Origin of the sequence: Blautia sp. MSJ-9 (genome assembly GCF_018919065.1) — a bacterium.
GTDB lineage: Bacteria > Bacillota > Clostridia > Lachnospirales > Lachnospiraceae > Blautia_A.
Window position 1 is genome coordinate 43,615 of record NZ_JAHLQG010000039.1, and the last position, 15,124, is coordinate 58,738.

General features: G+C 40.0%; 20 protein-coding genes and 2 pseudogenes. 3 read left to right on the forward strand and 19 right to left on the reverse strand.

Annotated features, from left to right (window positions below; all coding sequences use genetic code 11):
* Positions 1-160: 160 nt before the first annotated feature.
* The 4 genes from rpsR to KQI87_RS17255 all read right to left on the reverse strand — a co-directional run bounded on the left by rpsR (position 161) and on the right by KQI87_RS17255 (position 1,510).
* A complete protein-coding gene (gene rpsR, locus KQI87_RS10925) occupies positions 161-424 on the reverse strand; it encodes a 30S ribosomal protein S18 (RefSeq protein ID WP_008707906.1) in 264 nt (87 codons plus the stop codon).
* A 47-nt stretch (positions 425-471) separates the two neighbouring features.
* A complete protein-coding gene (locus tag KQI87_RS10930) occupies positions 472-924 on the reverse strand; it encodes a single-stranded DNA-binding protein (protein WP_216460179.1) in 453 nt (150 codons plus the stop codon).
* A 79-nt stretch (positions 925-1,003) separates the two neighbouring features.
* The gene (rpsF, locus tag KQI87_RS10935) at positions 1,004-1,291 is read right to left on the reverse strand and encodes a 30S ribosomal protein S6 (RefSeq protein ID WP_020993443.1); all 288 of its coding nucleotides are present in this window, start codon (positions 1,289-1,291) and stop codon (positions 1,004-1,006) included.
* Positions 1,292-1,435: 144 nt separating this feature from the next.
* Positions 1,436-1,510 carry a DUF6783 domain-containing protein gene (locus KQI87_RS17255; RefSeq protein WP_334300736.1) on the reverse strand — a complete coding sequence of 25 codons (75 nt, stop codon included), beginning with the start codon at positions 1,508-1,510 and terminating at the stop codon, positions 1,436-1,438.
* On the opposite strand from KQI87_RS17255, the gene KQI87_RS17260 reads away from it, so the two are divergent.
* Positions 1,487-1,540: a DUF6783 domain-containing protein gene (locus KQI87_RS17260; protein WP_334300737.1), complete on the forward strand. Its 54-nt coding sequence runs from the start codon at positions 1,487-1,489 to the stop codon at positions 1,538-1,540. The genes KQI87_RS17255 and KQI87_RS17260 overlap by 24 nt on opposite strands.
* Positions 1,541-1,568: 28 nt before the next feature.
* Positions 1,569-1,634, forward strand: a complete 66-nt coding sequence (locus tag KQI87_RS17265) for a DUF6783 domain-containing protein (RefSeq protein WP_334300738.1) — start codon at positions 1,569-1,571, stop codon at positions 1,632-1,634.
* A gap of 43 nt (positions 1,635-1,677) precedes the next feature.
* Here KQI87_RS17265 and KQI87_RS10940 read toward each other — a convergent pair whose 3' ends face one another.
* The 4 genes and pseudogenes from KQI87_RS10940 to KQI87_RS17270 all read right to left on the reverse strand — a co-directional run.
* Entirely contained in the window at positions 1,678-2,265 is a 588-nt protein-coding gene (locus tag KQI87_RS10940; RefSeq protein ID WP_216460180.1) for a hypothetical protein, read from the reverse strand.
* A 34-nt stretch (positions 2,266-2,299) separates the two neighbouring features.
* Positions 2,300-3,370 carry a DUF4179 domain-containing protein gene (locus KQI87_RS10945; protein WP_216460181.1) on the reverse strand — a complete coding sequence of 357 codons (1,071 nt, stop codon included), beginning with the start codon at positions 3,368-3,370 and terminating at the stop codon, positions 2,300-2,302.
* Complete coding sequence (locus KQI87_RS10950) at positions 3,367-3,942, reverse strand: RNA polymerase sigma factor (RefSeq protein ID WP_216460182.1); 576 nt, start codon at positions 3,940-3,942, stop codon at positions 3,367-3,369. The genes KQI87_RS10945 and KQI87_RS10950 overlap by 4 nt, the downstream gene beginning before the upstream one ends.
* Positions 3,943-4,229: 287 nt before the next feature.
* Positions 4,230-4,331: pseudogene (locus KQI87_RS17270) on the reverse strand (DUF6783 domain-containing protein); the annotation flags it as partial.
* Between KQI87_RS17270 and KQI87_RS17275 the strand changes: the two are divergent.
* Positions 4,308-4,403 (forward strand): annotated as a pseudogene (locus KQI87_RS17275) (DUF6783 domain-containing protein); the annotation flags it as partial. The pseudogenes KQI87_RS17270 and KQI87_RS17275 overlap by 24 nt on opposite strands.
* A gap of 101 nt (positions 4,404-4,504) precedes the next feature.
* Here KQI87_RS17275 and KQI87_RS10955 read toward each other — a convergent pair.
* From KQI87_RS10955 to KQI87_RS11005, 11 genes are all read right to left on the reverse strand, one after another.
* Positions 4,505-4,696, reverse strand: a complete 192-nt coding sequence (locus KQI87_RS10955; protein WP_173683475.1) for a DUF951 domain-containing protein — start codon at positions 4,694-4,696, stop codon at positions 4,505-4,507.
* 31 nt (positions 4,697-4,727) lie between these two features.
* Complete coding sequence (locus KQI87_RS10960) at positions 4,728-5,450, reverse strand: NAD-dependent protein deacylase (protein ID WP_216460183.1); 723 nt, start codon at positions 5,448-5,450, stop codon at positions 4,728-4,730.
* A gap of 71 nt (positions 5,451-5,521) precedes the next feature.
* Positions 5,522-6,331: a class B sortase gene (gene srtB / locus KQI87_RS10965; RefSeq protein ID WP_216460184.1), complete on the reverse strand. Its 810-nt coding sequence runs from the start codon at positions 6,329-6,331 to the stop codon at positions 5,522-5,524.
* Between the two features lie 149 nt (positions 6,332-6,480).
* Positions 6,481-8,049: an AAA family ATPase gene (locus KQI87_RS10970; RefSeq protein WP_216460185.1), complete on the reverse strand. Its 1,569-nt coding sequence runs from the start codon at positions 8,047-8,049 to the stop codon at positions 6,481-6,483.
* Positions 8,050-8,152: 103 nt separating this feature from the next.
* Positions 8,153-9,349 carry a vWA domain-containing protein gene (locus tag KQI87_RS10975; RefSeq protein ID WP_253292477.1) on the reverse strand — a complete coding sequence of 399 codons (1,197 nt, stop codon included), beginning with the start codon at positions 9,347-9,349 and terminating at the stop codon, positions 8,153-8,155.
* Entirely contained in the window at positions 9,346-9,654 is a 309-nt protein-coding gene (locus KQI87_RS10980; protein WP_216460186.1) for a hypothetical protein, read from the reverse strand. The genes KQI87_RS10975 and KQI87_RS10980 overlap by 4 nt, the downstream gene beginning before the upstream one ends.
* A gap of 186 nt (positions 9,655-9,840) precedes the next feature.
* Positions 9,841-10,485 (reverse strand): dihydroxyacetone kinase family protein, encoded by a 645-nt coding sequence (locus KQI87_RS10985; RefSeq protein ID WP_216460187.1) that lies wholly within the window; start codon positions 10,483-10,485, stop codon positions 9,841-9,843.
* 16 nt (positions 10,486-10,501) lie between these two features.
* Positions 10,502-11,494, reverse strand: coding sequence for a dihydroxyacetone kinase subunit DhaK (locus KQI87_RS10990; RefSeq protein WP_216460188.1), 993 nt, complete (start codon positions 11,492-11,494; stop codon positions 10,502-10,504).
* Between the two features lie 105 nt (positions 11,495-11,599).
* Positions 11,600-12,574, reverse strand: coding sequence for an ABC transporter permease (locus KQI87_RS10995; protein ID WP_216460189.1), 975 nt, complete (start codon positions 12,572-12,574; stop codon positions 11,600-11,602).
* A 1-nt stretch (position 12,575) separates the two neighbouring features.
* Positions 12,576-13,592 (reverse strand): ABC transporter permease, encoded by a 1,017-nt coding sequence (locus KQI87_RS11000; RefSeq protein ID WP_216460190.1) that lies wholly within the window; start codon positions 13,590-13,592, stop codon positions 12,576-12,578.
* A gap of 27 nt (positions 13,593-13,619) precedes the next feature.
* Positions 13,620-15,083 carry a sugar ABC transporter ATP-binding protein gene (locus KQI87_RS11005; RefSeq protein WP_253292478.1) on the reverse strand — a complete coding sequence of 488 codons (1,464 nt, stop codon included), beginning with the start codon at positions 15,081-15,083 and terminating at the stop codon, positions 13,620-13,622.
* Positions 15,084-15,124 lie beyond the last annotated feature (41 nt).

A 15,124-nucleotide genomic window follows, 5' to 3' on the forward strand; every position in this document is an offset into this window, starting at 1 on the left:
GCCTCCTATAGATGTGCCCCAACACAATTATTTTCTCCGCTGTTTACTGGCTGTGCCAGTAAATTTGCTCACCACCGATTTATTTTGTAATAAAATAAAGTCTAACGACGCAAAAAATGCTGCTCCGCATAATGCGGAACAGCATTTATCATCTTCAGAATTAGTCCTGGATGTATGGCATCATAGACATATGACGTGCTCTCTTGATAGCAACTGTCAGTGCTCTCTGATGTTTTGCACAGTTTCCTGTGATTCTTCTTGGGAGGATTTTTCCTCTTTCAGAAACATATTTTCTTAATTTTGCTACATCCTTGTAGTCGATTTCGTTATTCTCTTTACCACAGAATACGCAAACTTTTTTTCTTCTGCGACCGCCTCTTCTCTTCATTGGAGAGTCTGGTCTTTCGCCTCTATTGTAAGCCATGATTGCTTTCCTCCTATCTTATTCTATCAGTTTGTAATAAGCCTTAATTAAAACGGTAACTCTTCATCAATTCCATCTGGAATGTTCATGAAACCGTCTGCACTGGCTGCTCCCGGAGCTGGCATGGATGGTGCAGGTGCGGATGTCTGAGGATGGGATGCCGCATAATTATCGCTGGCTGACTTGCTCTCAGCAAACTCCTGTTCCTCAACTACAACCTCTGTTGTGTAGACCTTCTGGCCGTCACGGTTGGTGTAGCTGCCTGTCTGGATACGTCCTGAAACAACGATCTTAAGTCCCTGACGGTAATACTTCTCTGCAAACTCTGCTGTACGTCCAAAGGATACACAGTTGATGAAGTCTGCGGTTGCCTCACCATCACGACGGAATCTTCTGTCTACTGCCAATGTGTATCTGGCAATTGCCAATGCATTCTCTCCTGCGGAATATCTTACCTCAGGATCTCTTGTTAAGCGTCCCATTAAAATTACTTTGTTCATGTAACTACCTCTTCGTTTCTGCTTTGAATGGTTGAACGGATCAATTAATGGTACTTTCTAAAATCCACTCTGTATAAGATTATGCGTCTTTTCTTACGACTAAGTATCTTAATACATTGTCCATGATACGAACGTGTCTTTCAACTTCCGCTGGGCACTGTGCGTCTGCTTCAAACTGAATGAAATAGTAGAAGCCTTCATGCATTTTCTGAATTTCGTAAGCTAATTTCTTCTTACCCCATTCTTCTACTTCTGTGATAGTGCCATTGTAACGTGTGATGTATCCTTTTGCTTTCTCAACAACTGCATCACGTACTTCGTCTTCAACTTTTGCACTAACAACTAATGCTAACTCGTACTTGTTCATGTCTTGCTTTACCTCCTTATGGTCTGTTGGCCCTTTGCCTGTCAAAGAGCAAGGATATAAAATATATCACGAGTGTTGATTCTAACATAGTTTTTGGTGTCTGTAAAGTGTTATTTTTCTTTTTTTAGGTTTTTTTATCAAATTTTATGTGTTAGAGCGTGTTTGAAAAAGGCTTTCTGTAAGATGTGCGTCACAATTTGTAGGAGATTTTGTTCGGATGAGGGTGTCGTAGCAGGCTACGATAACTGAATTCGCAAAATATACTGCAAAGTGGGGCATGCAGATTGCGGGAATGATTTTTCAAACACGCTCTAGTATAGTGCTCAATAAAAAACTACTGTAAGTCCAATATTTATGGACTTTACAGCAGTTTTGAGAATTCTCTATTATATTTTTGTCATAGGCGGTGTTACAACAGAGCCATCCGGCTTTACACCAATTTTAAAAGTTCCACCAAATCTTGTTCCCGTTCTCTTATTGAGTACAATACACTCTGCCTTTGCCCATCTTCCCTCGTTATAATGTTTTCCCTGTAATACATTGAAGATGTTCGGATCATTATTGTATACATTTAATTTGGTATCCGTACATGCACTTGTTTTCCCGTCATATTTAAATATGCCATGAAGTGAAAATTGTACCATAACCTTATTATCTGATTTACGTTTAACATAATAGTGGCGTGCTTTTTCAACTCTATGTACCGTTGTATATGCAACAATAACAGGCGTATCTGTAGTGTCTTCCACTTCAAGATAATATTCATCATCCAGTTCTTCCGTATATCGGTCAACTATTTGCATGTTATCATTCCCATAGATTTCGACATCCGTACTAAATTTGAATATATCCCCTTTTATAGTTTCTTTGAATTTCCTCATGTCAGCATTCTCTGCTGCATATACAGGGAACGCACCACAGATCATAGATAGTACCATCGTCATCAATATAATCTTTTTTAATAGTTTTTTCATTTTGTACAACCTCCTTGATATGAATATTTCATTTTTAAGGCTTCGTATATTTAACCTCTTTTTCTGTATTTGCCTTCTTAATATTTACCACAAAGCTATCTCCAACTGGTTCCATTTCAGAACCATTCTCATCTATATAATCTTCAGCAATAAACTCTCCTTCTTCTGAAATACTATTCAATTCACCCAAATTATGCTGATACAGCTGCAATTCCAATTTTGTAGCATTCGGAGAAATATGGCTATCTATCTCTTTTACAAAAACAATATCAGGATTTTCATATGAAAACAGGCGGTAAACTACTTGATTCCCGCAATTATCTTTTCCTTTAAGATAATATTCGTTTCCTAATGGCAAATCCTTGCAATTCGCCACAATACTACTTTCGACACTATTTAAGGTCAACATTGATAACTTTAATTCCACATTCTCTGATACCATAATACTTTGATTCATTGGAATTCTACTAGTTTCTTTTTCTAATTCTTCATAAGATGTATTAAATTTGAATTGATATTTGCCAATCTCGCCACCTTCATCAGCTTTTTTTATTGTAAATATCGCTTCAATTTCCAAATTATCATCATTCAAAATGTCATCGTTCAAATAATAGCTCAACACATATTTATGAGCCGACTCGTCAAGTGTAGTATTTGTAATATATTCTTTTAATATATTTAATTTAGTACCGTTTATCTTTACATTCTCTAATAATTCTGTATCTGTTTTCTTTTTATCTGATTCAAATTTTTTAGAAATTAAAATATACAATTGGTTTTTATCTAAAATAACTTCCTCTATCGTCAATGTCAAACCATTATGTGTAACAGAGATATTTTTCTTATCTGTAAATGAAGAAATATCCTCCTCTATTCCCAGCATTCCACTAATCAATATAGCTACTTTCTCCAATGCTGCTTTTACTTCCGTGTGATAAACGCATCCTCCAACTAAAACTGCCACCAAAATAGCACAAGCAATCTTAGTACGGTATTTGTACAATAATAAAATTTTCTTCTCATGCCATGGCTCAAATGATTTATCAATATATAAACTGTCTATTTCACCGAATAACTCTAAAAATAAAAATTTATCTTTGTTCATATAAAATACCCCTCTCTTTCTAATAATTTTTTCAATTTGTTTCTTGTGCGAAATAAATTAGATTTTATTGAGTTCTTAGATACTTTATGTCGAGCAGCTATATCCGCAACAGAATCCATATGCCAGTATCTATGGATAAAAATATCTCTGTCTTTTTCACTCAGTTTTCCTAAAAAAGAATTAATCAGTTGAATAAGCTCTTTTTCTTCTATATGTTTTTCCAAAGAATTGGCTACCCAACCATTCAGTAATTCAACCTCCCACATAATCTCTGTATTCTTGTTTTCCATATGAAGATCAGTCCTTTTAGCAGCATATTTTTTCCTTAAATTGTCAATAGCGAAATTTCGGGTAATCCTTCCTAAAAAAGCAGATAATATAGAGGGTTTTACAGGTGGAATACTTTTCCATGCACGAAACCATGTATCATTTACACATTCTTCTGAATCTTCTCTATTTTCCAATATTTTCCATGCTGTATTAAAACAAAAATGATTATATTTTTTATCTACTTCTTTTAAAGCTTTTTCATCTCTGCTCCAGAATAATTCTACAATTTCTATATCTTCCATGAATTCCTCCTCGTACAATTTTTGATGCACATTATCATTACCTCTTATATAATAGTTCGTACTTTTTTTCTTCTGGTTGCGTTTTTTCCAAAATTTTTTTGCTTTATAAATAATACTCAAAAAAAGAACTATAGCTTCACCCCTTCAATCGCTCAGAAAGCTTCCAGCTATTTTTCCCAAATGTTCTCTTACCTCTTCTTTAGAAAAAAATTTTATTTACAATATGGCAGGATTCACTTTATATTGCAGCACGCATTATTGTTAGCACTTCTTATGAAGCTACATTATCATCCCTTCGAGCGTGTTTGAAAAAGGCTTTCTGTAAGATGTGCGTCACAATTTGTAGGAGATTTTGTTCGGATGAGGGTGTCGTAGCAGGCTACGATAACTGAATTTGGGCAAAATATACCGCAAAGTGGGGCATGCAGATTGCGGGAATGATTTTTCAAACACGCTCCTAAAAAGAAAAAATGCCAGAAACCTTGATTTTACAAGGATTCCTGGCATCTTATTCCATCAAACTGTCAAAAACAGGAACATAGTTTTCGGTGTCTGTAAAGTACTATTTTTCTTTTTTTATCAAATTTTTTGTATTTTTTTCCACCATCTTGCGCGGTACCATGATCTGATGACCGCATCCTGTGCATTTCAGCCGGAAATCTGCACCTACTCTTAAGATTTCCCAATCTCTACTGCCGCAGGGATGGACTTTCTTTAATGTAACGGTATCGCCAACTTCATAGGGAAGTCCCATATTTCTTACTCCTCTTTTTTTTATTTCATTCTCAGCAGTGAATCTGTGAAAATATCTGTCCGATTGGTTCCTGGATCAGGAGGTCTGCGTATCTGTCTCTTGGTGTCGGAGATTTATTGATCACTACAAGATGTTCTCCACGGAAATAATCAATCAGTCCGGCTGCCGGGTAAACTGCCAGAGAGGTTCCCCCGATGATCAGCACCTGTGCCTCTGAGATCGCTTTCACGGATTCATTGATCGTCTGGTTGTCCAGACCTTCCTCATACAATACCACATCCGGCTTGATAATTCCACCACATTCACATCTCGGTACGCCTGTGGATGCCTTCATATGGGCAAAATCGTAAAATCTGTGACACTTCATGCAGTAATTACGATGTACACTTCCGTGAAGTTCCAGAACCTTTTTGCTGCCTGCCATCTGATGCAGATTATCAATGTTCTGAGTGATAACTGCTTTCAGTTTGCCTGCCTGCTCCAGCTCTGCCAGCTTCAGATGTGCTGCATTTGGTTTTGCAGTATCGCAGAGCATCTTGTCTCTGTAAAATTTGAAAAATTCCTCCGGCTTTCTCATAAAGAATGTATGGCTTAAGATTGTTTCTGGCGGATAGTCATATTTCTGATGATAAAGACCATCCTGGCTTCTGAAATCCGGAATTCCGCTCTCCGTAGAAACACCGGCACCACCGAAGAAAACAATATTGTCATATTTGTCCACAAGTTCCTGTAACTTCTCAACCTCTCCTGCCATTTTCTGTTCCTCCTTTAGTTTTTCCGAAACACTGTTACACAATTTCTACCAACATAAATATATTGCCAAAACTATTGTTCCACATCAAGAGTGTCCACACGTTTTCCCTGAACTACGTAACGGGTTGCCTCGTTTCCTGTGCAGGTAGACAGAGTGATGATCTTATCCTTCATATTCAGCCCTTCCGCATCTGTTTTAATCTCGGAATAGCCCTTAATCTTCTCCAGATATTTCTCGAATTCTTCTCCCGGACCTTTAAACAAAGTATAGGTATCACTGTTTACGCCTGTTGTATATGCCGAAATGATCTCATATCTGTAATTTTTCTCCGGTGTGAAGATCCAGAAATATTTGCTCTTTTTATAGGTTTCGTCATTCTGAGAAAACTTCTTCAGCTGTGCAAACATGGAACCATTTTTCATATTGTGTCCATATACGATGGTATTGCAGTCACTGAAATCTCCCTTGTTCTCGTAATCTACGAAAATTGTTCCTGCAAAGTTATAATTCTTCTCATAAGTTCTGTGAAGATAAGTTTCATTATCTGTTCCATGTACGATTGGATAATTGATATCCGGCACTGCCTCTACATAGATCCATCCTACCACATCATCATTCACACTCTTAAGAGATGCAAAATCAATATCCATCGGTGCTTTCAGTTCCCCGGCGGACGGTCCTGCCGCCTCCTGGTCCGGATCACGCTCTGTCACTGCCATCTGTGTAATGGAATTGTACTCATCTGTTCCCTTCTTGTATTCTGTATAAATATGAAACAGATTATATCCTGCATAACAGAATACACAGATTGCCGCCACAAGGACAACCGTCAGTACAATGTCTCCTGCCGTTTTCTTTTTTTTAGGCTGTTTCTCTGACATTCTTCCTCCATTTCCGCAGCAATCTTTCTGCTGCTATGTATCAGATACTGTCTGATTGCTTCTATCATACAGACATCAGCTCCCAGCCGCTGTCTATGATAGCTCATTATACCCGGCTGCTGGCCTGTCTATGTAGTTTTTCATTCCCTTCAGATTTTCTGTACCGCCTCCAGGCACGCTTTCCGCAAATCTTTTTCTTCTTTATTATATAAGAGCATTCCACTGTACTGAAAATAGGCCGGACATCCATTCTCAGCAATAAATGTAATCAGATCAGGATCTGCAGTGATCCCGGTCACAAAGAGCAGCATCTCCTGTTCCTCTCCAAAGCTTTCTTTAATAAAAGAAAAAGCATTCTGCAATTCTTTCTGTAGTCTTTCTATCAGATTTTCTCTATGGATAACCTCTTCTTCAAAACATTTGCAGATCCGCTTAAATCCGCTTTCCGCAGATCTCAGATGTTCTTTCTTCGCAGTCAGAATATATTCTCTTAATCTGCGAATCGCTGTTTCCTGGATTTTCTGCTCCCTGCCTGAAATAAGTTCCATTTTTATCTTAACCTGCAGACTGTTCTCCTGCTCCTGCGCAAATTCCTCAAGTACAGATATCCCTCCTGAAACACTGTCAATAAGCTGCATTCTGCTTTTTTCATCCTGAGAAATTTTCTTTACCTGATTCTTCAGATGGATTAGAAGTTCATGCAGTACCGTAATCTGCTGGTCTGCCCGTTCATATTCTCCTGCTGTTTCCCTGAGTGTGCCCTGGATCAGATTTACAACAGCAAAACGCTCTTCGAAAGCACCTCCTGCTGCCATTTGTTGTTTCTGTTTCAGGGTATCCGTACTCAGTTTTCCTTCCAGGATCGCAGGAATCTGATAATCCTCTCCATATTTCGTATACAACTGGTAAAATCCGGCAAAATCTCTGGCAGTTTCTTCTTTCTGCAAAAATTCTCCCACCAGTTCCTCGTTAATCTCAATTCTCAGTCTCTCATAACTCTGTATCAGCCTGGAAAGGTCTTCCCATCCTCTGGCAGTCACAAAGAATTTTCCGTCCACTGTATTCTCCACGGCATAGAATCGTTCCTTTTTCATGGAAAGATAAGAAATAACTGCCTGATGTACATTCTGCTGTCCGGCATATTTCAGCCATGTATCACAGTCCGGCTCAATCTCCAGTTTGCGGACACGATCCAAAGTAACTATGTCAAATTCTCTGACCGATTTATTATACTCCGGCGGATTTCCTGCTGCCACCAGAACCCAGCCTTCCGGAATCTTATGACTTCCAAAGGTTTTATTCTGGAGAAGTGCAAGCATGGCAGGTGCCAGGGTTTCTGACACACAGTTGATCTCATCGATAAACAGGATTCCCTCTTTCTTTCCTGTTTTCTCCATGCAGTCATAAACAGACGCTACGATCTCACTCATCGTATAGTCTGTCACCATCATTCCCTTTCCGCCATAATTTCGCTTCACGATCTCCGGCAGGCCAATGGCACTCTGACGGGTATGATGCGTAATCGTGTACGATACCAGTCCTACACCGCATTCTACTGCTGCCTGCTCCATAATAGCCGTCTTGCCGATCCCAGGTGGACCGATCATTAAAATCGGCCTCTGACGAACCAGCGGATAAATATAATATCCATCTTCATCCTTCGCCAGGTACGCACGAAGTGTGTTGCAGATTTCTTTTTTTGCTTCCTGTATATTCATTTCTCTGCTCCTGTCAATTATTACTGGCCGTTTCTCTTCTTTCAGCCAATCTCCACCTTGTTTTGTCACTATCATCAGGAGATAAACCAAAAAACCAGACATTCTATTTCACTTTCGTTATCAGGCATTTCGCCCAGGCCGGCACCAGTTTCATTTTGTCCGTACGTTCCAGAAATACAAACGCAGTTTCATAATCTGGCTTCTGTCTCGGATAAATCCCGTCACCATCTGTAAAATAGATCAGTGCTTTGAGATTTTTCAGCTCTTTTCGCTCTTTTTCCTGCCGGATCAGTTCAAAGACCGGTCGGAAATCTGTACCGCCCCGCCCCTGTATCGTTACGTTCCGGCTGTATTCTTTCCACTCTTCTTCAGAATGGATCACATCCACTTTCTGAATGAAACAGTCACACTGAACAATATATACTTTCATTCTGCTGAAAAAATTCTCTTTCTCACTTAAAATCGAATAAGTTTCTCCAAGGAATCTCTGCACCGTTTCCTTTGAACATGATCCCGAGGTATCAATAGCGATCACCAGTTCTTCCAGCCGGTTTACTTCTTTATATTCCAGAGGCTCTATCAACGGAATATTTCCGTAATGTTCCATTCCAAAACGATAAAAAATATAGTCAAAGCTTTCTGTATCCAGTTCTACTTCCTCACGCAGTCTGCAAAACTGCTTCAGAAATTTCCGGTAATCATATCTGCTCCGGTAAATCTCATCCAGTTCTTCCTGACGGCTCGTTGTCAGGGTCCCTGCTCTGCTTTGAGTTCCGGTTTTATTCTGCGACGTATAGGCAAGAATACGTTCCCACTTCTCTTTTGTTCTCCTGCCGCCGGATGCTTGTCCTGTGCTTCGTTTCCAGACTGTATGGTCATCAAAACTATTATCTGTCGTATCTGTACAAATCAGACTTCTTTTCTTCAAACTATGACTTCCACTCTCCCGAATAGCTTTGTCGATCAGATTCTCCACAAAAAAATCGCATTCCCTGTCCCATTCACTTAAATCTCTATCTGATTTCATAAAAATATGAAGATACAGACAATGTAACAGTATATGCAAATATCCCCGTTTTACAGCAAAAGGATCTTCTATATATTTTTTTAAAAGAAAAACTGGATTAAAATAAATCTTTTCTCCATCCGTCCCAATGGAGCTCAGGCTGTTGTCCGACTCATATTCCAGACTTGCAAACGCCCCGTCCAGATAAGGAAAATCCAGATACAGTTCATTTCTGCAATTCTGAAGAATCTTCTTTCCCAGAAGTTCCTGACTGTTTGCATCACTCATAGTCATAAAGAAAAGTCCTTCTTCTGATATCCGTATTTTTTATCTTTGAGATGAAGAAGCCATACCAGTGAACGCAACTTTGCTTTCTCCTGTGCATATTTAATAAACGCTTCCAGTTCCCTTCCTGAAAACCAGCCGCATGCTTCCAGTCTCTCCATCCGTTCTATGTCTTCTTTCTCTATCAGAAACTCCATTGCCGGACGTATTCTGAGTCTCAGATATTTCTCTGCTTCCTGGAATTCTTTTGATTCTTTATCGGGCACATTATCAAAATAAATCTCCAGTGCCCCTTCCAGCTTTCTGTCCTGCATGCTTCTGCTTCCTTTCTCAAATCCGGATAGTTTTTATCTTTCCGTAACTATTCTCAATATAGCACAAAAATGCCTTTTTTTAAAGACCCTGCTCTTTTTGCCACGAACTTAAAACAAACAAAACGCCCCGAAAACAACTGCTGCCAGCTCTTCCCGAGACGTTTCTTATTTAAGTTCAATCTTCAATTAATCCTGAAAATATTTCGCAAGACCTTCGATCAGGTCTTTTCCTGCTACTGCACCCTGATCTTCTGTTCCTTTTGCTTTCGCTGCAAATACAGCGGCTTTTCCAAATTTCGGAACCATATCTTTGGTGTTTTCCACACCTTTCTTAGCTCCATCAAGAGCTGCATTTACAACTTCTGCAAGTCCTGCACCCTTCTGTGCTGCCTCAACAGCAGCTTCTCCTGCCGGAAGAAGCGCATCATAGATTGTTCTGTCTCCTGCCTGGCATTTGCCTCTCTTTGCAAGTCCTGTGGCAAAATTACTGATAAAATCTGCCATCTCAGCAGGTCCCATCACACTCTTTCCTGCAATAGATTTACCACCTGCCATGATTCCACTTGCCATTAAAGTTCCCATTGTTGAAGGAACAAGACCTGCCATCTTCATTCCGGCTTTCATCAGAGTTTTTCCGATGTCATCCGGTGCAGTATTTTCTCTGATCAGATCCGGTAATGCGCCATATCCTTTGCTCATTGTCAGACCGAGATCTCCATCACCCATCTGTGCGTCCATCTCACATAAATGTTCTTTTTCTTTTGCAAAAATGTCAGCAACGCTTTCAAAAAGCACTGGCAGTTCTTCGATTGTGATTTCTGTTTTACTCATGATGCTCAGCTCCTTCTTAAATCTGTGTATAGAACGGTGTATGTACCGGCATATTGATCTGTTCTTTCATTTCTTCGTCTGCCATCTTGCAGATACTGATAGAAGCTCCGGCCATCTCCATACTTGTTGCATATTCACCTACAAAAGTTCTGAAAACTTTAATTTTCTTTTTATCAAGGATCTCACGTACATTACCTGACAGAATATATAATTCTTCAAGGCTTGTTGCTCCCAGACCATTAATCAGTACACAAACCTCTTCCCCTTCTTCAACCGGCATATCTTTGAAAATAGTATCCAGGGATTCTTCTGCCAGTTCAGCAGCTGTCTTGATCGGTCCATTCCAGATTCCTGGCTCGCCGTGAATTCCCATACCCATAGCCATTTCATTTTCACCAAGAGTGAAGTTCGGATGTCCGATCTCCGGAATGATACAAGGTGTAAGAGCGAAACCTACTGTACGTGTATTGTCTTTTGCTTTCTGTGCTGCTGCAAGAACTTCATCCAGAGTTCCCATCTTTGCAGCCTTTGCACCGGCACATTTATACATAAAGAAGATACCTGCCACACCTCTTCTGGTGTCCGGATCTGCATTTGAGTTTACATCATCAGCACCGACGATGCTGCGTGCCTCAATGTCATCCATCTCCAGCATTTCTGCTGCCATATCAAAGTTCATAATATCACCAGTATAGTTACCATACAGGAAAAGGACACCTGCTCCTGCATCCACTTCTTTTGCTACATTGTAGATCTGTTCAGAAGATGGAGACTGGAACACACCGCCTACACCGCATCCATCCAGAAGACCATCACCTACGTATCCAAGGAATAATGGTAAATGACCTGTTCCTCCACCTGTGATAATAGCAACTTTTCCAGGTTTCTTCTCTGCTATGCAATAGCAGCGTAAATCATCTTCTACATATTTAACCATCGGGTTTGCTGAATAAATTCCGCGAAGCATATCATCTGTGTAAGTTTCAGGAGCATTAATAATTTTTTTCATGATAGATCAAGTCCTTTCTGTCTTTATGTATAATTTTTCCAACTTCATTATGACTTTTCACCTGTACAGTCCTATCTGCTGCCAGATGAGCGATATAGTTTTATTTCAGCTGCGTCTTGCTCTTCTTGTAACAGTAACCTTATCAATAATCAGAGCCAATACCAGCAGACATCCATTTACCAGCGTTCTTGTAGTATCCGGTGCTCTCATAATTGTAAATGCATTGGCAACCAGCTGCAGTAATACGATGGATAACAGTACACCGCCAACTTTGCCTTCACCGCCATCTGGATTGATTCCTCCAAGTACTGCGATCAGAAGACTTAATGTTGTATAGGAAGAACCATTAGAGGATTTTGCTGAGTTTAAATGAGAAGTAATTACTACACCTGCAATACCTCCCAGAATACCAGAGCACATATAAGTCATAATCGTAACTTTAAGATTATTGATTCCTGAATATTTGGAAGCCTGTGCATTGGTTCCAAGATAATAAATCTCATGTCCGAACACTGTACATTTCATAATAAATGTAATAATAAGTACAACCGCAATAAAGATAAAGATTACGATCGGAATGGCACCAATAGAGCCATTTGCAATATTCTTAAAAGCATCTGGAAGACTGTTGATTGCCGGTCCGCCTGTGATCGCCAGTGCAAGTCCGGAATAAAGTTCCAGTCCGCAAAGTGTAACCAGCATAGCCGGAATATTCAGACTTCCAATGATAAATCCATTAAATGCACCGCATGCTGCACCAACTACAAGTGCTGCGATAATTCCTATAACAATAGAACCGGTACTTCCGCCCATGTTCTTGATGATCAGGGCGCAGACAACACCTGCCAGGTTCATAATACCAACTAAGGACAGGTCAATTCCTCCTGCGATCATACACATCATCATACCAAAGGTAAGAATTCCATATTCAGGGAACTGGAAAAACATTGACCTTAAGTTAGGGATAGTGAAGTAGGTATCACCTTTAAGAATTGCCATCAAAATAAGTACAAACGCCATCATACCAAGCAGGGCTTTAATATGAGGATCGATCTGTATTTTTTTCTTCTCTGTGCTCATCTTATATTCCCTCCCTCTTTGCAATTTCGTATGAACGCTTCGTCTGCCAGGATGTAAGAATTGTTCCGATCAGAATTACAAGACCTACAACGAAACGCTGCCAGGATGTAGAAATTCCCATCATATTCAGTGAGTTCTGCACTAGTGTGATAAGAACAACACCAAGAACAACACCTGAAACATCTCCATAGCCGCCGGTGATACGTACACCACCGATAACGCAGGCTGCGATTACGATCATTTCATCGCCCATAAGAGCAGATGTTGTTGCAGAATGCATCAGTACTGTATACATCATTGCTGTAAGACCAGCAAAACATCCTGAAAAAACATAAGCAAAAAACTGAAGTTTACGTACATTGAAACCAGCTACTCTGGCTGCATTTTTGTCACCGCCGATTGCATAAAGCCCACGGCCAAGCATTGTCTTTTTCAGCATATATGCAATTAAGATACATGCAATAACCGGAACCAGGATCAAAACATTCAGCGGATAAGAAAATCCTGTACTCGGAGCAGTATAGTTAATAATGTTAAAATTATAAATTGCCTGCAGACTGTCCGGAAGAGTTGTAAATTCTCGCGTTCCGAGAAGAGTTACCACACCACCTGCTGCAATAGAGCTTGTTGCCAGAGTTGCGATCAGTGGCGGAAGCTCAAGGATACTTACCAGTACTGCATTGAACAAACCGAATAATAATCCGATCAACATTGCAAATGCAAATGCAAAGAATGCATTATCGATCTTCCATACACGGTTCATTACATACATCGGCACATACATGGCAACACATCCAATAGCCGGGAAGGATACATCAATACCACCCGCAATAATAACGATCATCTCGCATAATGCAAAACACATTGTAAAAATTCCTGCGCGGCAGAGTGTGATCAGCGTTGCCGGACTGAAGAACGCCGGCTGTCGGAGACTGACTATAATGCAGTACGCTATGATGATATAGATCAGGATCATCTTTGTGCTGGTCAGCCGCATTTTTTTATTTTTAGTCTTCATAATCTTTCTCCTTGCATTAACATACGGTTACAGCTTAATATTATCAATGTTATTATCTGTGATACCGCTGGCTTTACCATTTTTCATGACCATGATTTTGTTACAATTGGTGATCAGCTCTGACAGATCATCAGAAATGATCACGATAGCCATACCCTGGGCTGCCAGTCCCCTGAGCAATTCATGAATTTCTGTCTTTGCACCGATATCAACTCCGACGGTAGGTCCGTTAAGGATAAAGAGTTTCGGATGCGTATTCAGCCATTTTGCAATTACTACTTTCTGAGCATTTCCACCTGAAAGTGTACGGACCGGAACCTGAGAAGACGGTGTTACAACGCCTAATTCCTTTACAAGGTTATCTGACGCTTCACGCATTGCTTTCTCATCCAGTTTCATACCTTTGAAGTATTTTCTCAGCGAACTTGCCATCATATTCTTTTCGATAGACTTCTCGATAAACAGTCCCTCTGTCAGACGATCCTCAGGCACATACGCAATCTTATTTGCAATGGCATCTGCAACAGAATGAATCGTAACAGATTTTCCGTTAAGAATAATATTTCCACTGTCCGGAGGAGTGATTCCGAATATCGCCTCTCCGATTTCACTTCGTCCTGATCCAAGAAGACCGGTAATTCCAAAAATATCTCCTTTTTTCATTGTGAAACTTACATCTTCAAAAGCACCTTTTAATGTAAGATTCTCAACTCTGAGAACTTCTTCATCACTCTCTGCCGGAGTATATTTCTCTGAACTTACCTCATGTCCCGTCATGTCTCTGGTAAATCTTGCACTGTCATATTCATTGATCGTACCAGTAGAAACAAAAGCACCGTTTCTGAGGATCGTCAGTCTGTCTGCAATTTCATAAATCTCATCCAGTTTATGATTAACGATCATAACTGCAATTCCTTTTGCTTTCAGACCACGCACTACATTCCACAGTTTCTCTACTTCTCTGGCTGTCAGTGCAGTTGTCGGTTCGTCCAGAATCAGAAGCTTCGCATCATTAATAATAGCTCGACAGATCGCAACCATCTGTTTACCTGCTACAGGAAGTAATTCTACCGGCATATCCGGATCCATCTTTGCGCCAACCTGTTCCATTGCTTTGGCAGCAAGTTCATGGATTTCCTTCCAGTTTACCGTTTTCTTTCCGTTCTTTACTTCACAGTTTAATGCAATATTCTCTGCAACTGTCAGATTAGGAAATACTGCAAAGTCCTGATAAATAACCTGAATTCCTTTATTGATGGCATCAATTGGTTTAAATTTACCCATCTTCTCGCCGTCAATCCAGATAGCACCTTCATCAATCTCATGAACGCCGGATATAGATTTGATCAAAGTCGATTTACCACAACCATTTTCACCGGCCAGACAATGAATTTCTCCTTTACGGATTTCCAGGTCTACGCCTTTCAGGGCATGAACACCGCCGAAAGACTTTTTGATGCCTTCCAATTTCAAAAATATTTCGTTTGCCATAATCTCGTTCCCCATTCAAATAGTCCAGCCGGTAAAAAAGA